The sequence below is a fragment of the Streptomyces sp. NBC_00038 genome (assembly GCF_026343635.1).
GTDB lineage: Bacteria > Actinomycetota > Actinomycetes > Streptomycetales > Streptomycetaceae > Streptomyces.
Window position 1 is genome coordinate 8,005,535 of the sequence record NZ_JAPELQ010000001.1, and the last position, 16,049, is coordinate 8,021,583.

The following is a 16,049-nucleotide window of genomic DNA, read 5'->3' on the forward strand; positions in this document are numbered from 1 at the left end:
CGCGATGGCTGAGGGCTGATTGCCGGACTTGCCCGGCTGCTCCGCTGCGACCGGTCGTCAGACCGCGGCCCAACCGAAGTCGACCGGCAGGATCACGCCGTTGACGTTGCTTGCCGCGTCGGAGGCGAGGAAGACGATGGCGGCGGCCTGTTCCCTGGGGTCGGCCACCTTGCCGGAGAGGCCGATGTAGGGGCCGATGACACCGGGGCCGTGGGCCGTCCGCTCGGCATCGACCTGGATGCTGGTCGCGGTGGGTCCGGGGGCGATGGCGTTGGTGCGGATTCCCTGGCCCCGGTACATCACGGCGAGGGACTTCGTCAGGCCGACGATGCCGTGCTTGGAGGCGGTGTACGCGGCACCGGCCGCGCTGCCCCGCAGGCTCGCCTCGGACGCGGTGAACACGATCGAGCCGCGGCCCGCCGCCAGCATGTGCGGCAGCACGGCCCGGCTGAGCAGGAACGGCGCCGTCAGGTTGACCCGGATGACCCGCTCCCACTCGGCGTCGGTGGTGTCGGCGAGGGCCGACATGTTGTCCATGACGCCGGCGTTGTTCACCAGCACGTCCACGCCGCCGAAGGCGTCCACGGCCGTCGCGACGACCTCGTCCACCACCAGCGGGTCGCTGAGATCGCCGACGACCGCGCGGGCGACGCCGCCCGCCTCCTCGATCTCCTTGACGACCTGTTCGGCGGAGTCCTTGTTCAGATCGGCGACCAGGACCTTCGCACCCTGCCCGGCGAACTCCAGGGCGGCGGCCCGCCCGATCCCGGACCCCGCTCCGGTGACGAGCACGCTGCGTCCCTCAAAACCGGTGCTGCTCATGTCGTACTCCTCTTTCTCGATCCACTGGTTGGAAGGGCCGTACGCGCGTACGGCCGGCCGGTGTTCGCGGTGCGCGCCGGGCTCATCGCGAAGCCTTGAGCGTGCGCAGGACGGCGTCGGCCATGCCGCGCTCCCCGCGCTCGTTGGGGTGCACGGGGGCGGCGGGGTTCGCCGGGATGAGGGGCTCGACCCAGCGGGTCTCCCGCGCCGAACAGGCGTCACGGCCGACGGAGGGGGTGTACGTGTCGACGTATCCGGCCCCGGCGGACGCCGCCCGCTCCCGCAGCACGCTGTTGAGCTGGCGCTCCTTGTCGTCGAGGAACGTCGCGTCGTCGGGCGCGAGGGTCATGTCGTCGTCGCAACCGGCGCCCTGGGCCGGCAGGATCGCCGGGTATCCGACGACGTACACCTGGGCCCCCGGAGCACGGCGCCCGACCTCGCGCAGCGTGTCGGCCAGGCGTTCCCCCGCCGCCTGGATCCTCTGCCGCACCTTGTCGGTGCCGCCGGAGTCGGAGACGTACCGGCCGCGGCAGGGCGCGTCGTCGCCGGTGTACTTGCCTCGGCCGGTCGCGACGTAGACGGCGCCCTGTTTCACGCACTGCTCGACCAGCGAGCCGAAGCCGATGTCGTTCCCGCCGATGCCGATGGTGACCAGCCGGGTGGAGGCCGACAACGCCGACAACTGGGCGGGGTTGACCCCGTCGCCGGTGGTCTGCGGTGCGGACAGGTCGGCGAGGGTGGCGCCACTGCAGCTCACGTCCCGGAAGTCGGCCGCCTTGATCTTCAGCTCCTGGGCGACCAGCGCCGGGTAGTTGCGGTCGGAGCGGTCGCATCCCGCGGGCGTGCCTGTCTGGGCCGGGATCCGCGGGCCGGAGGTGTAGGAGTCGCCGAGGGCGACGTACGGGCCCTTCGGCGGCGCGGTGACCGCGTTCCCCGGCTGTGTGGAGACGGCCGGGTCGTCGTCGCCGTTGTGCCCGACGCTGAGCGCGAGGAGCAGCAGGCCGCAGGTGACACCTGCGCCGGCCAGCCCCACTCGTGTGTACGTTCCCATCTCGGTGTCCTGTCTTCCGTCTCAGGTGGTCCCTGCGCGGTGTTCGCCTGATACGCGCAGTGCTCGACTTCGCAGGCTCGCCGGGAGAGGGGTGTCCCGTCGTCGTGCGCCTGCCGACAATCCGGACTACTGAGAACGCAGTACTTGAGTCAGGCAAGCATGTGTGAGTTACTTGAGTCAAGCAAGCTACTCGTTAATTTACTTGAGTCAGGCAAGTAGATGGTAAAGTGTGTCCATGCCCACCACACCGCCAGCAGGCGACTCGGTCTCGACCGACATCGCGGCGATCGAGAGCGCCCTCAACCGCATCTCCTACCTGACCGGCCGGGTCCGGCAGCACGACCGCCTGATGGCCCTGGCCGGAGTGACGCTGGACCGCGCGGCCGTGGCGCTCCTGCGGCAGGTCGCCGATTCGGAGCCGCTGCGTCTCGGCGAGCTGGCGGGCCGGCTTGCGGTGGAGGCGTCCCATGTCACCCGTCAGGTGCAGCAGTTGGAGCGGACGGGCTATGTGACCCGCGTTCCGGACCCGGACGACCGGCGCGCCCAGCGGATCCAGATCACCCCGCTCGGCCAGGAGGCCATCGACCGCATCCGCGAGGCGAGCTGCCGGGGCATGGAGGTCGCCCTGAAGGACTGGTCCCCGGAGGAACTGCGGCAGCTGGCCGGCCTGTTCCACCGGATGGTCGACGACTTCCACTCGGCGGAGGACGTGGACGTCTCGTACGCGGGCACCCACGCCTCACGAGCCTGACGGCGCGGACGTCCGCTTCCCGTCGTACCGCCCGGCCGGCCCACCGCCGATCCGGCGCACCGCTCCACGGATGTAGTGCTTTCCGGAGTCCGCGCAGGCGTGCTCCGTCCGGAGATCCACGGAGGAATCCGTGCCGACCCGGTCTGAAGCTGGATCCCTACGCGAATGGGTTCTGTGATGTCGATGCTGAATGGTCTTTCCGTGGACGGGAGCGTCGGCGAGAAGCCGTCGCCGATCCGTGGGAACGGGCAGCACGTACTGGTCGCGGTGGACGACCCCGCCGCCGTCGAACTGCTTTCGACCACACTTGAGCTGGCGGGCTATCAGATCGACACGGCCGGCTGCGGAACCGAGGCGCACGCACGCCTCATGGAGCACCGGTTCGACCTGCTGGTCCTCGACGTGACGCTGCCGGACATGGATGGCCTGTCCCGCGGACACCGGCTCACGCCCGCCGCCGACCGTCCGCCGGTCCTCTTCCTGGTCGCCTGCGAGTACCTGAGCCGGCTGATCCCCGGGCTCGGGCCGGGCGCGAGCGACTACGTCACCCAGCCGTTCCGGATAGCCGAAGTGCTGGCCAGGGCACAGGTGTTGCTGCGTGGCAGGGCACCCGCGTGGCGGGGCAGTACGCCGTACTACGGCGATCTCGTCCTGGACGACAGCACCTGCCAGGCATGGCGCGGGCGCCGGGCTCTCGACCTCACGCCCGCCGAGTACCGGCTGCTGCGTTATCTGCTGGTCAACTCGGAACAGGTGATCTCGAAGGGGCAGATCGGCCGGCACGTCTGGGGGGAGGTCCGTGCCGACAACGCGATCGAGCAGCTCCTGTCCCGCCTCCGGCGCAAGGTGAACCAGGAGCAGCCGGCGTTGATCCACACGCGTCGGGGGTTCGGATACTGGCTGGGCCGGTCCACGCGATTATGAACAGCCGGCCCGAGGCAAGGCGGTCCCCGGGACCGCTCAGACGCTGTACCCGCCGTCCACCCCCAGCGCCTGCCCGGTGATGAAACCGGCGCGGTCGGACGCCAGGAACGCGACCGCCTCGGCGATGTCCGTCGCGGTGCCGAACCGGCGCAGTGGGATGTTGCGGCGGGTGATCTCAAGGGCCGTGTCGTCGAGTTCGCCGGAACTGATCAGACGTGCGGCGTTGCCGTCCGTCAGCATGCCGGGGCCGACGCAGTTCACGCGTACGCCGTACCGACCCTCCTCGGCGGCCAGTGCCCGGGCGACCGCCTCGACCGCGCCCTTCGTGCCCGACGAGAGCCCGTCCCGGACCGGGAACCGGCGCGTGGCCACGGTGGTGACGGCGACGACGCTGCCCCGGCTCTCCCGCAGTCTCGGCAGCGCGGCATGAACCAGGTTGAAGAACGCCCCCGCGTCCGCGTCGAGTTGGGCGCGGTACCGACTCGGCGACACTCTGCTCAGATGCACCATCGGAACGGGCGGGCCCGCCGCGTACACGACGGTGTGGATGCCGCCGTACGCCGATGTGGCCTCCATCACCGCCTCCGCCGTGGCCGACTCATCGCTCAAATCGAGCCGCAGCGCCAGCACTTGGCGCCCGTACGCCTTCACCTCACCGGCGAGACCGTCGGCCGCCGCCTGGTTCGCGCGATAGGTGAACGCCACGTCGCTGCCCCGCTCGGCCAGCGTCCGCACGACCGCCGCGCCGATGCCGCCCGTGCCGCCCGCGACGAACGCGGCACCCGTCCTGTTCGCGAAGTCCGACATCACAGTCCCCAGGGAATCGGCGTAGCGCCCGGCGATCGGTCACCCCTGCATCTACCGGTAATCGCCGAAGAGTTGAAGACGACGGGACGGCCGGTCGATCGAGCCTCCTCTCCGCGTACGTGACCTCCGTCACGTCAGCCCGCTGTCAGGTATCTGATCGGAAGCTGTCAGTCCGTTCCGCTTCCATGTGATCACCGAGGCTCCCCAACCAGCCTCGCGACCCCGAATTCCCCGCTCTCCGTTCTCCGTTCGCTGTTCCGACGGAGCCCCCACCGAGGAGTGACATGGCCGAGACAGTGACAGGCCCCGAAGACGACGCCGCCCGGATCGCGGAGTACCCGATGCCCAGGGCGAGCGGCTGCCCCTTCGCGCCGCCGCCCGCCCTCGAAGCGCTGCGCGACGAGACGCCGGTCACCCAGGTGAAGATCTGGGACGGCAGCGAGCCCTGGCTCATCACCGGCCACGCCCAGCAGCGGACCCTGCTCGCCGATCCCCGCGTCAGCAACGACGACCACTTCGGCAGCTTTCCGCACGTGAGCGAATACCGGGCCCAGATCGCTCCGTTCACCCCGAGGATGATCGTCAACACCGACGCCCCCGAACACACCCGGCTGCGCCGCATGGTCACAGGACCGTTCCTCATCAAGCGGATCGAGAAGCTGCGGGAGCCGATCCAGAAGATCGTCGACGATCTCATCGACGACATGCTCGCGGGCCCCAACCCGGCGGACCTGCTCACGGCCCTTGCCCTCCCCGTGCCGTCCCTGGTGATCTCCGAACTCCTCGGAGTGCCCTACGCCGACCACGAGTTCTTCCAGCGCAACAGCAGCCTCGCCCTCGACCGGGCCGCGCCGCCGGCCGAGTCCCAGGCGGCGAGTCGGGCCATGGGCGACTACCTGGACAAGCTGCTCGGCGAGAAGCTCACCGACCCGGGCGACGACACGCTGTCCGAACTCGCGGGCCGGGTCAACGCCGGCGAGATGACGCGCAGCGAGGCCGTCCACATGGGCGTCGCGATGCTCATCGCCGGGCACGAGACCACCGCCACGATGATCAGCCTCGGCACCCTCGCCCTCCTTGAGAACCCCGAGCAGCTCGCCGCGCTGCGCGACACCGAGGACCCGAAGGTCGTCGCGAACGCGGTCGAGGAACTCCTGCGCTACCTGACCATCGTCCACTCCGGGCTGCGGCGGGTCGCCAAGGAGGACATCGAGATCGACGGCCGGACCATCCGCGCCGGGGACGGCATCCTCGTCGAGATCACCGCCGCCAACTGGGACAGGGAAGTCTTCCCCGACGCCGACCGGCTGGACCTCTCCCGGCCCGCGCGCCACCACAACGCGTTCGGCTACGGCCCCCACCAGTGCCTCGGCCAGTCCCTCGCCCGCCTGGAACTCCAGGTCGTCTACAGCACGCTCTACCGCCGCATCCCCACGCTCCGCCTGGCGGCCCCGATCGAGCAGCTGGAGTTCGACAACAGCGGGACCACGTACGGCGTCCGCTGCCTGCCCGTCACCTGGTGACCCCCCCCCACACACACAGAACAGCCGAGGAAGAAACCCATGCGTGTAGAACTGGACGAGCCGAAGTGCGTGGCATCGGGGCAGTGTGTCGTCGCGTCCCCGGAGGTCTTCGACCAGCGGGACGACGACGGCGTCGCGATCCTGCTGGAGGAGGAGCCCGGCGCCGAACTCCTCGACGGGGTACGGGAAGCCGTGGCGATCTGCCCGGCGGCGGCGATCCGGCTGGTCGAGAAGTGAGCGGAGACCTCAGGCGGATCCTCGTCGTCGGTGCCTCGGCCGCCGGACTCGCGGCGGCCGAGACGCTGCGCCGCGAGGGGTACGACGGCACGATCACCCTCGTCGGCGACGAACCGCACGCCCCGTACGACCGGCCGCCGCTGTCCAAGCAGATCCTGGCCGCTCAGTGGGAGCCCGAACGGCTGGGCCTGCGCACGGCCGGCGACCTGGGCGCCCTGGACCTGGACCTGCGCCTCGGCGCCACCGCGACCGGCCTCGACCTCGCCGCACGCACGGTGCTGCTGGCCGACGGCCCGCCGGTGCCGTACGACGGTCTGATCGTGGCAACGGGGGTACGGCCACGCCGCCTCCCGGGCGAGGGCGCGCACGTACTGCGCACCCTGGACGACGCCCTGGCCCTGCGGGAACGACTGGGCCCCGGACTGCGGCTGGTCGTCGTCGGAGCCGGATTCCTCGGGGCGGAAGCGGCCGCCGTGGCCCGGGGTCTGGGTGCCGAGGTCACCCTCCTCGAACCGGCCCCGGTGCCGCTGGCCCACGCGGTCGGCGAAGAGGTCGGTCGGGTGCTGTCGGGAGCCCACCTGGTGAGCGGCGTGGACCTGCGCACCGGGGTCACGGTGAGCGAGGTGACCGACGACGGGGTGCGGCTCGGGGACGGTGAACTGATCGACGCCGACGAGGTGTTGGTGGCCGTCGGCTCGCTGCCGAACACCGAGTGGCTGGAGGGCAGCGGGCTGACCCTGGGCGACGGTCTGGTGTGCGACGAGTACTGCGAGGCCGCGCGGAACGTGTACGCGGCCGGTGACGTCGCCCGCTGGTACAACCCGCTGTTCGGCACCTCGATGCGCATCGAGCACCGTACCAACGCCGCCGAGCAGGGCATGGCCGCCGCACGGAACCTGCTCAACCCCGAGGCCCGCAAGCCGTTCGCGCCCGTGCCGTACTTCTGGTCCGACCAGTACGACATGAAGATCCAGGCCTTCGGCTACCTGCGCGGCCATGACGAAGTCGCCGTGGTGGAAGGGGACTTGGACGAGCGCCGGTTCGTGGTCGCCTATCGCACCGGCGACCGGCTGACCGGAGCCCTCGCGGTCGGCATGCCGCCCAAGGCGATCCGCCCCTGGCGCCAGGCGATCGCGGCGCGCGCCCCGTGGAGCGAGGCCGTGCGGTCCTCAACAGGAGCCGAGAACAAGGAGGTTGACCGTGGATGACCGATCGCAGGAGTCCCGCCGTGACGTGGTCGTGGTCACGGGAGCGGGCGGCATGGGTGCCGCGATCGCGCGCCGTCTCGGCAGCGGGCGGACGCTGATCGTCGCCGACGCCTCGCGCGCGCAACTCGACCGGGCCGTGAGGGCGTTGCGTGATGAGGGATACGAGGCGCGGGGTGTGCTCACCGACGTGTCCGACCGGGGCTCGGTCGAATGGCTGGCCGAAACGGCGTACGGCGAGGGCCGGTTGACCGCCGTCGTGCACACCGCGGGCGTCTCGCCCGCCACCGGGACGGCGAAGAAGATTCTCGACGTCGACCTGGTCGGCACGGCGCATGTGATCGACGTCTTCGAGAAGGTGGCCTCCCACGGCATGTCACTGGTGTGCGTCTCCAGCATGGCCGGTCACTACGCGTCCTTGAGCAGTGCGGAGGAGGCCGCCCTCGCGACGACTCCCACCGAGGAACTCCTGGGGCTCGACGTCGTCACCGCCATCGGAGACGACGCGCAGTCCGCGTACATCGTGTCCAAGCGCGCCAACCACCTGCGGGTACAGGCCGCCGCACTCGCCTGGAACCTCCGCGGCGCCCGCGTGAACACCGTCAGCCCGGGTGTCATCTCCACCGCGATGGCGAAGGCCGAGGCCGAGTCGCCGTCCGGCGAGCACATGCTGAAGATGCTCGACGCGTGCGGCGCGGGCCGGACCGGAACGCCCGGAGAGATCGCCGAGGTGGTGGCCTTCCTCGTCGGTCCCGGGGCGCCGTACATCACGGGCACCGACCTCCTCGTCGACGGCGGCCAGGCCGCCTGGATCCGCTGGCACCGGCCGCGGTGAAGAGACGCGTCAGCTCTTCTCGACGGCCGGCAGGTGCACGTCCGCGCTCGACAGGGTCGTCGGCGAGGCCGAGAAGGCCCGTATGCGGATGCGCACTCCGGCGCGGGGGAGGGCGAACCTGCCGCTGGGCGGCAGGAGTTCGTACCGCGCGGAGCTGTGGGCGGGGATTGTGGTCGGGCCGGAGGCGATGAACCAGTAACGGCCCATGCCCTGGCCCGTGGTGAGGGTGAAGTGGGGGCGCAGCGCCGAGTCGCCGAGGTTGGTTGCGCGGACGGTGAGTTCGGCGAGGGCGCCGGTGTTCCGGCGGGCGCCGAGGACCTGCATACGCAGGGGTGGTGAGCCCGTCGCCGCCAGTGTCACCGCAGCCAGGGACGGGGTCAGCAGGAGCAGGGCAGTTGCCGCGCGGGCCCCGCGCCGGTGCGGACCGCGCAGGAAGGCCGGGCGGGGCTGCCACGCGGTGGTGAAGGACTGCGGGGGCGCGGTGACGGCCGCCGCCAGCCACAACGGGGTCATCAGCAGGTAGTACCCGTCCTGCGAGCGGGTCGCCAGGAAGAAGGCGCACCAGGGCAGGACCGTCGCCGCGGGACCCAGCCGCCGTACGAAGAGGACGAAGAGGGCCAGCAGGGCGGCGGCCAGGAGCAGGCTCGCGTGGGAGTACCAGGCCAGGCGGCCGCTGCCGTTGGTGAGGTAGAGGGAGATGCCGACCAGGCCCTGGCCGTGCAGGTCCGCGTTCTGGGTCAGGGGCAGCGCGATGCCCGAGAGCCAGGCGCGCGGCTCGCTGACGATGAAGTACGCGTTGATCAGCAGCCAGGTCGTGGCGGCCACGCCCGCGATCCGGCCCACGGCGCCTGCGGCGGCGCGCGGTCCCAGCTCGCCGCGGCGCAGTGTGTAGATCCCGGCCAGCAGGAACGGCGCCAGGAACCAAGGCAGTTGCTGCGCGGCGCAGGCCGCGCCCAGGCAGGCCGCCCGCACCCAGTCGCCCCGGCCGCCGCCGCCCATCCGGGGCCAGCCGACCACCACCGGCACCAGCAGGGCGAGCGCGACGATCGCCGGATAGCCGAGCCTGCCGTACACCGGCAGCAGACCGAGGCCCAGGCAGACCAGCGTGGCCGCGGAACGCCACGGCACCGGCAGCAGCCGCCACATCACGATCGCGCCCGCGATCAGCGCCAGGGTGCTGACCAGCGTCGCCGCGGCGGCGCCGTGACCGATCCACAGCAGCGGCGCGGTGAGCATCAGGGGCAGCGGGGGATAGCCGTACGTGTAGTCGTAGCCGCCCGTCATCGTCGGGGTGAGCGCGACGCCGTGACCGAACAGCCAGGGCCAGGGCCGCCCGTAGACCTGATGACCGGCGAGGAACTCATGGGCCGCCTGCGTGGTCAGCACCGCCTCGTCGCTGCCGCCGTGGTTCATGGCGTACGCGCACAGTGCGAGCGTCACCGCGGTCACGAGGACGCACAGGTCGAGACGGGCGAGCGTGCGGCCCCGCCGTACGACCAGGGCCAGTACGCCGGTCGCGAGGATCGAGGCGTAGCAGAGCGAGACGACCGCGGCCACCACCAGATGGTGACTCGCGGCCTGCGTCCACACCGCACGCGTACCGATGAAGAGGCTGATGTCGGCGAGCAGCGTCAGGACCCGATGCCACTGCGCGGGTGCCTCGTCCGGCGCTGCCCTTGTGAGGTCCTGTCCGCTGGTCCGCGACGGTCTCGTATCTGCCCAATACACGGCTCCGGACGCTAATTCGCGCAGGTGAGCGGCGTACGGGCGGACGTGAAGAGTCCGGTGTGAGGCGGGTAAGAGGGGTGGCCGCCCGTCAGGCGTTGGAGAGCGACACCTCGGTGGCCTTGATGAGCGCGACGACCGGGGAGCCGGTGGCCAGGCCGAGTTCGGTGACCGCGTCCTTGGTGATCGCGGAGGTCAGCTCGGCGCCCGCGACGTCGACCTTGACGCGGGCCATGGCGCCGCCGGTGGCGACGTCGGTGACCGTGCCGGGGAGCTGGTTGCGGATGCTGACCCCGTTCACCGGGCCGGTGGCCAGGGACACCTCCGTCGACTTGATCAGCGCGCGGACCGCGGAACCCGTGGTCAGGCCCAGGTCCTCGACGGCCTCCAGGGTGACGGCCGCGGTGAGGTCCTGACCGCCGTCGAGACGGATCTTCACCGTCGCCATCACCTCACCCGGGGTGACGGAGGCGACGGTGCCGGGGAGTTGGTTGCGGATGCTCAGACTCATTGGGGAGGGCCTCGATTGCTGAGGGGTGCTGGTTTTGGCCAATTATGTCCGCATCGTCTCCGCGCCGTCGCGCGCGAACGGGTCGCGGACCGTGTCGCTGTTGGGCCGAACGGGTGACCATGCGTAAGAATTGCCCGGTGCAGACAACCAGTGCGAGCCAGGACGGGGTGGAGCGGTGAACAGTCACGACGCCACCGACGAACAGTGGGAGGGGCTCGCCCAGGTCGTTCCGTTGCGGGGCCGGGACGCCTGGCCCTCGGCGGTCGACCACCGGTCGATACCCGAGGCTCCCACGGAGGCGCGCCGGCGCTTCGTGGTGCTGCGGGTCAACGTGTTCGGGGACGCCCGCGAGGTCGCCGAGACGCTGATGGCGGGAATACCCGTCCTCCTCGACCTGACCAGCGCCGAGACCGACGTCGCCAAGCGGGTCCTCGACTTCAGTACGGGCGTGGTCTTCGGGCGGGCGAGCGGTATGCACCGCGTGGACCGGAACGTGTTCCTGCTGACACCGCCGGGGACCGAGGTGAGCGGGCTGATGGAGGGGGCGGGGGCGCCTGGAGGATGAAGCGCGGGGCGGCTGCCGGCTTCCGATGCTGCCCGTCCGTCCCTCGATCGTAGGAAGGTCACCGAGGCGGAACGGTTCGCCTGATGGCGGAGGCCTAACGTCCGGATATGACCATGTCATCCCTGGAGGCCCCCGCGGCGGCGGAGGTGCGCCCCGACCGCCCGGGCGTCACCGAGCTGCGGCTCGCCGCCTTCGCCACGCACCGGCGCGTCCGGTTCCCGCTGGGACCGCTCACCCTCATCGCGGGGCCGAGCGGCAGCGGCAAGACCAGTGCCCTGCGGGCGTACGAGGCGCTGGCACGGCTGGGTAGCGGCGCCGAGCTGGAAGAGGTGTTCCCGGACCCGGTCACCTGTGTGCCCGAGCGGGCCCGGCCCGACGCCCAACGGCGCCGCGGCTTCCGCATCGGCTGCACGGTCGACGGCCCCGAAGGCCCCGTACGCCTGGACATCGCCGTGCAGGCAGAGCCCGAACTGCGCATCGTGGGCGAGCGGTTGACGGCGGGCGGCGTGACCCTGCTGGAGACGGCGCTACGGGACCCGGAGCGCCCCTTCGTCCAGGCCGCCTGGCATACCGGAGGCACGTCCGCGGTGACCCGCGGCCCCCTCCCCGACGACCGCCTCGGCACCGCGCTCCTGCCGCTGCGCGTCGCGGGCAGGACCGCCGGGGAGCGCCAAGTCCTCGCCGCCGCCGAGCAGATGGTGCTCGCCCTGCGGTCCGTCTACACCTGCGACCCGAGCCCCCGGCAGATGCGTGCCCCGGTCCCGGTCGGCTCCGGCCTGCTGCTGCGGGGCTGCGACAACATCGCCGAAGTGCTGTGGCGTACGCGGGCGGAGTGCGCCCGGCGGCATGCGCTGCTGGTCGGCGCGGTCGGGGCCGGATGCGCGGGCCCCGTCACGGACGTCCTGGGCGAGACCCTGCGCGACGGCATGATCCGCGGGTTCCTCGACCGCGGCGACGGCGTTCGTACGGAGCTGGGGCTGCTCGGGGACGGCGAGTTGAGGTATCTGGCGCTGGCCCTGGTGCTGCTCACCGGACCGGGCGTGCTGGCGGTCGACCAGGCGGGAGAGGTGCCCGCCGCGCTCCAGACACTGACCGTTCTGACCGACGGTCTCGACCGCTGTCTGGACGCCCGGCAGACGGGGGAGCTGGTGCGGCTGGCGGCGCGGATGTGCGAACGCGGGCACATCCGGCTGGTCGGCGCGGTGAGCGACGCTTCCTGGGCCTGCGAGGTGCCGGGTGCGACGGTGGTGGATCTTTAGCCGTGAGGGAAGCCGTGGCGGAAGCGGTGAATGAAGCCGTGGCGGAGACTGAAGGCGTAAGCCGTGGCGGAGGTCGGCCGTGAGCGGTGAGCCGTGGGCCGTGGCAGGGACTGGACGTAAGTCGTGACGGAAGTTGGACGTGAGTCGTGACCGAACTGGACGTAGCGAAGCTGCAGCGCCGCCTGGCCGAGTTCGCGGCCGCGCGGAACTGGGGGCCCTACCACACCCCCAAGAACCTTGTCGCCGCGCTGAGCGTGGAGGCGTCCGAACTGGTCGAGATCTTCCAGTGGTTGACGCCGGAGGAGTCGGCCCGCGTGATGGACGACGCGGACACCGCCCACCGTGTCACCGACGAGGTCGCGGACGTCCTGGCCTATCTGCTCCAGCTCTGCGAGGTGCTCGGCATCGACCCGCTCGCCGCGCTCGACGCGAAGATCGACCGCAATGAGCGGAGGTTTCCGGCGCCGGAGGAGTCGTGACGGTCGGCGGATTCAGCAGCCTGTCACTCTCCGGAGTTGGCGAGTTGTCCACACTCAACTCCGTGTCCACAGATTTCAGGCTTCCTCTGGCTTTTCGCCCTGGACTCCCTCACTCTGGGTAGTGGACGGCGGAGTTCGGGCGGACGTGTGGTGAGCGCGTCGGGACAGACGGGGGCAGCGCATGGATGCGGTGCGTCTCATTGTGGCGAGCAGGCGTGCGCTGGCGGAGACCGGGGAGTCCCCGGAGGTGATGGAGGAGGCGTGGCAGGCGCACTCCCTGGCTCAGGCGATCGGCAGCCGTTTCGCCGTCTCCGGACCCCCTGAACTCCGGGGCGAGGCCCTCGGCCTGACCGAGCTCGCGGGCCGGGGCTGCGGTGTCCTAGGCGCTCCCGCCCTCGACGTCGGCGCGTTACGGGCCGCCCAGCTCACCGAGTTGGGCGACGCCCGCGAGGCGCTCCTCTGCCTCGGCGGCCTCCTCGGCGAGGTCGGCATAGCCCTCGTCGGCATCGCCTGCGCGGCGGACGACCACGGCACCTACTGGCAGTGCATGGAGGCCATCGACGCGGCGGACGAGTCCCGCGACCGGGTCCTGGAGATGCTGAGACGGCTGGCGGTGCGGGACCGGCAGGTCGTGGAACGTGAGCGGGATTCAGCGGCGGGGTGACGAGTCTGGGGAATGGTCAGACAGGACGTGGCCCCGCCGCCGCGGGCGGTAACAGGCTTCAGGCGTCGGGCTCGTCCGTGAGGGCGGGCCGGGTGCCCGAGAGGTCCGCGTCCAACTGGGACAGGTCCGCGTTGAGCGACGCCATGAGCTCTTCCATCTGCTGAAGCAGCCCCTTCGGCTGTGTAGATACCACCTGCTGCGGAACTGCGTCTTGGGACATGACGGCCTCCTCGGCCCTTGGCCCCTGAGCGGGACCGATGCGGGTGACGCCCCCGGCGACCGCCGGCGACGGGCGCCGGGCGGTCCGGCTCCGCCCGAGCCAACGATCACCGCCGAGCGGGGTCACTGGCGCGAACCCGCAGCACACGCGGGGTTGACGGATTTTCACCCGACCGGGGACGGGAGTGACCGGCGGGACCGGTGGGGTTGACCGGCACACCACCGTGCAGGATGGAGGCATGGATCTTCGAATCTTCACCGAGCCCCAGCAGGGCGCCACCTACGACACCCTTCTCGCTGTCGCCAAGGCCACCGAAGACCTCGGCTTCGACGCCTTCTTCCGCTCCGACCACTACCTCAGCATGGGCTCGGCCGACGGCCTCCCGGGCCCGACCGATGCCTGGATCACCCTCGCCGGGCTCGCCCGCGAGACCAAGCGCATCCGGCTCGGCACGCTGATGACCGCCGGCACCTTCCGCTTGCCCGGCGTCCTCGCGATCCAGGTCGCGCAGGTCGACCAGATGTCCGGCGGCCGCGTCGAACTGGGCCTCGGCGCGGGCTGGTTCGAGGAGGAGCACAAGGCGTACGGCATCCCGTTCCCGAAGGAGAAGTTCGCGCGCCTCGAAGAGCAGCTGGCGATCGTCACCGGGCTGTGGGCGACGGAGGTCGGCAAGACCTTCAGCCACCACGGCACCTACTACGACCTCACCGACTCGCCCGCTCTGCCCAAGCCCGCCCAGGCGAAGGTGCCCGTCCTCATCGGCGGCCACGGCGCGACCCGCACCCCCCGGCTCGCCGCCCAGTACGCCGACGAGTTCAACATCCCGTTCGCCTCGATCGAGGACAGCGAGCGCCAGTTCGGCCGGGTGCGCGCCGCGGCCGAGCAGGCCGGACGCAAGGCCGAGGACATCACGTACTCCAACGCGCTCGTGGCCTGTGTCGGCAAGGACGACGCCGAGGTCGCCCGCCGCGCCGCCGCGATCGGCCGCGACGTCGACGACCTGAAGGCCAACGGCCTGGCCGGCTCCCCGGACGAGGTCGTCGAGAAGATCGGCCGGTACGCCGCGATCGGCTCCCAGCGGATCTACCTCCAGATCCTCGACCTCCACGACCTGGACCACCTCGACCTGATCGCGGCGCAGGTTCAGTCGCAGCTCGCGTAACCGGACGCGCAAGAGCCGAGACACCCGGTGGGGGTATCGTCGTGCCCGCACCGAAAGACGTGCACGACCGAGTGAGGGAGCGCGAGGCAGAGTGGACCGCAGGCTGGCGTGTGGACCGGGAGTGTCCCGGCTGCTCGCGCTGTGTGCTGTCCTCTTCGGGCTGTTCCTCATGCACGGGGCGCCGGTGAACGCCGTCGGAGGCTGTCACGGCGAGGGCGTCATGCCGGCGCCCGTGAGCATGCCCGCGCATTCGGGCCACACGGCCGCGCAGGGCGAGCAGGCCGGCGTCCCCGCCGTCTCCCTCACGACCGCCATGGCCGCGATGAGCGGCGAGCTGTGCGTGTCCACTCCCGCCCGGGACCGTTTGCCGCTGCCCGCGACCGGGCTGCTCGCAGGTCTGGGCCTGGTGGGCCTGGTCGTGTGGGGGCTCGCGGGGTGTCCGTCGGCGATGTGGGGGCCGGCTCGGCGGGGACCGCCATCGGGCGGCAGAGCTTTCCTCCTTCAGGTGTGCGTCGCGCGGACGTGACAGGTATCCACCGGATCCGGCCCTGAGCCGGACCGGCCAGGAGAACCTGCCCTTTCGCGCGCCACCGGTGTGGCGCGTCCACCCGGAAAGAAACCTGTGATGTCCGTTTCCTCGTCTTCCGCTGCCCGCCGCCGCACTCTCGCGGCCGCCGGCACCGTCGCCGTTCTCGCCCTGGCCCTTGCGGCCTGTGGCTCGGACGGTTCCACGTCCCACGACTCGTCCATGCCCGGGATGAACCACGGCACCGGCAGCGCTTCGGCGTCGGCCACCCCGGACAGCGCCTTCAACGACGCGGACGTGATGTTCGCGCAGCAGATGATCCCGCACCACCAGCAGGCCGTCGAGATGGCCGAGCTCGCCGACGGCCGCGCCGACGACCAGGAGATCAAGGACCTGGCCGCCGCGATCGAGAAGGCCCAGGACCCCGAGATCAACACGATGGAGGGCTGGCTGAAGTCCTGGGGCAAGCCACTGCCGTCGGCTTCGGCCTCGTCGTCGACGGGTGACATGGCCGGCATGGATCACGGTTCGGGCGAATCCTCCGCGATGCCCGGGATGATGTCCGACCAGGACATGACCGCCCTCAAGGACGCCAAGGGCAAGGACTTCGACAAGAAGTTCGCCCAGCTCATGATCGGCCACCACCAGGGTGCGATCACCATGGCCGAGGACGAGCAGAAGAACGGCAGCAACGCCGACGCGAAGAAGCTCGCCACCGCCATCGTCACCGCCCAGACCGCCGAGATCGAGAAGATGAACAAGATCCTCGACCGGCTCTGACCC

At 71.1% G+C, this 16,049-nt stretch carries 19 protein-coding genes; 13 read left to right on the top strand and 6 right to left on the bottom strand.

Features of this window, described 5'->3' with window-relative positions:
- Positions 1–57 precede the first annotated feature (57 nt).
- Positions 58–822, bottom strand: a complete 765-nt coding sequence (locus tag OG219_RS36095) for an SDR family NAD(P)-dependent oxidoreductase (protein ID WP_266833697.1) — start codon at positions 820–822, stop codon at positions 58–60.
- 82 nt (positions 823–904) lie between these two features.
- Positions 905–1,873 (bottom strand): SGNH/GDSL hydrolase family protein, encoded by a 969-nt coding sequence (locus tag OG219_RS36100; protein WP_266833698.1) that lies wholly within the window; start codon positions 1,871–1,873, stop codon positions 905–907.
- Positions 1,874–2,108: 235 nt separating this feature from the next.
- Here OG219_RS36100 and OG219_RS36105 point away from each other — a divergent pair, with 235 nt between their 5' ends.
- Positions 2,109–2,624, top strand: coding sequence for a MarR family winged helix-turn-helix transcriptional regulator (locus OG219_RS36105; protein ID WP_266833699.1), 516 nt, complete (start codon positions 2,109–2,111; stop codon positions 2,622–2,624).
- A 201-nt stretch (positions 2,625–2,825) separates the two neighbouring features.
- A complete protein-coding gene (locus OG219_RS36110) occupies positions 2,826–3,548 on the top strand; it encodes a response regulator transcription factor (RefSeq protein ID WP_266833700.1) in 723 nt (240 codons plus the stop codon).
- Between the two features lie 36 nt (positions 3,549–3,584).
- On the opposite strand, the gene OG219_RS36115 is transcribed toward OG219_RS36110, so the two are convergent.
- Entirely contained in the window at positions 3,585–4,355 is a 771-nt protein-coding gene (locus OG219_RS36115) for an SDR family NAD(P)-dependent oxidoreductase (RefSeq protein ID WP_266833702.1), read from the bottom strand.
- Positions 4,356–4,639: 284 nt separating this feature from the next.
- Here OG219_RS36115 and OG219_RS36120 point away from each other — a divergent pair, with 284 nt between their 5' ends.
- Genes OG219_RS36120 through OG219_RS36135 form a run of 4 tightly spaced genes read left to right on the top strand, consistent with a single transcriptional unit; the run spans position 4,640 to position 8,155 of the window.
- On the top strand, positions 4,640–5,878 hold the full coding sequence (locus OG219_RS36120) for a cytochrome P450 (RefSeq protein ID WP_266833704.1): 1,239 nt from the start codon (positions 4,640–4,642) through the stop codon (positions 5,876–5,878).
- Between the two features lie 39 nt (positions 5,879–5,917).
- Positions 5,918–6,115, top strand: a complete 198-nt coding sequence (locus OG219_RS36125; RefSeq protein WP_266833706.1) for a ferredoxin — start codon at positions 5,918–5,920, stop codon at positions 6,113–6,115.
- Positions 6,112–7,323 (top strand): NAD(P)/FAD-dependent oxidoreductase, encoded by a 1,212-nt coding sequence (locus tag OG219_RS36130; RefSeq protein WP_266833708.1) that lies wholly within the window; start codon positions 6,112–6,114, stop codon positions 7,321–7,323. Before OG219_RS36125 ends, OG219_RS36130 begins: the two co-directional genes overlap by 4 nt.
- Complete coding sequence (locus tag OG219_RS36135) at positions 7,316–8,155, top strand: SDR family oxidoreductase (protein WP_266833710.1); 840 nt, start codon at positions 7,316–7,318, stop codon at positions 8,153–8,155. Before OG219_RS36130 ends, OG219_RS36135 begins: the two co-directional genes overlap by 8 nt.
- Before the next feature lie 9 nt (positions 8,156–8,164).
- Here the strand turns inward: OG219_RS36135 and OG219_RS36140 are convergent, their stop codons facing one another.
- Positions 8,165–9,883, bottom strand: coding sequence for a hypothetical protein (locus OG219_RS36140; protein ID WP_266833712.1), 1,719 nt, complete (start codon positions 9,881–9,883; stop codon positions 8,165–8,167).
- 88 nt (positions 9,884–9,971) lie between these two features.
- Positions 9,972–10,391 (bottom strand): molybdopterin-binding protein, encoded by a 420-nt coding sequence (locus OG219_RS36145; protein WP_266474193.1) that lies wholly within the window; start codon positions 10,389–10,391, stop codon positions 9,972–9,974.
- 175 nt (positions 10,392–10,566) lie between these two features.
- Between OG219_RS36145 and OG219_RS36150 the strand changes: the two genes are divergently transcribed.
- The 4 genes from OG219_RS36150 to OG219_RS36165 all read left to right on the top strand — a co-directional run bounded on the left by OG219_RS36150 (position 10,567) and on the right by OG219_RS36165 (position 13,358).
- Positions 10,567–10,956, top strand: coding sequence for a cell division protein SepF (locus OG219_RS36150; protein WP_266833714.1), 390 nt, complete (start codon positions 10,567–10,569; stop codon positions 10,954–10,956).
- 107 nt (positions 10,957–11,063) lie between these two features.
- Positions 11,064–12,215, top strand: coding sequence for an AAA family ATPase (locus OG219_RS36155; RefSeq protein ID WP_266833716.1), 1,152 nt, complete (start codon positions 11,064–11,066; stop codon positions 12,213–12,215).
- 146 nt (positions 12,216–12,361) lie between these two features.
- Positions 12,362–12,694: a nucleotide pyrophosphohydrolase gene (locus tag OG219_RS36160; RefSeq protein WP_266833718.1), complete on the top strand. Its 333-nt coding sequence runs from the start codon at positions 12,362–12,364 to the stop codon at positions 12,692–12,694.
- 181 nt (positions 12,695–12,875) lie between these two features.
- Positions 12,876–13,358, top strand: coding sequence for a DUF6099 family protein (locus OG219_RS36165; RefSeq protein WP_266833720.1), 483 nt, complete (start codon positions 12,876–12,878; stop codon positions 13,356–13,358).
- Positions 13,359–13,416: 58 nt separating this feature from the next.
- On the opposite strand, the gene OG219_RS36170 is transcribed toward OG219_RS36165, so the two are convergent.
- Positions 13,417–13,578, bottom strand: a complete 162-nt coding sequence (locus tag OG219_RS36170; RefSeq protein ID WP_266833722.1) for a hypothetical protein — start codon at positions 13,576–13,578, stop codon at positions 13,417–13,419.
- A 238-nt stretch (positions 13,579–13,816) separates the two neighbouring features.
- Between OG219_RS36170 and OG219_RS36175 the strand changes: the two genes are divergently transcribed.
- The 3 genes from OG219_RS36175 (at position 13,817) to OG219_RS36185 (ending at position 16,046) form a co-directional block, all read left to right on the top strand.
- A complete protein-coding gene (locus OG219_RS36175; RefSeq protein ID WP_266833724.1) occupies positions 13,817–14,740 on the top strand; it encodes an LLM class F420-dependent oxidoreductase in 924 nt (307 codons plus the stop codon).
- A gap of 91 nt (positions 14,741–14,831) precedes the next feature.
- Complete coding sequence (locus OG219_RS36180) at positions 14,832–15,266, top strand: hypothetical protein (RefSeq protein WP_266833726.1); 435 nt, start codon at positions 14,832–14,834, stop codon at positions 15,264–15,266.
- A gap of 99 nt (positions 15,267–15,365) precedes the next feature.
- A complete protein-coding gene (locus tag OG219_RS36185; RefSeq protein WP_266833728.1) occupies positions 15,366–16,046 on the top strand; it encodes a DUF305 domain-containing protein in 681 nt (226 codons plus the stop codon).
- Positions 16,047–16,049 lie beyond the last annotated feature (3 nt).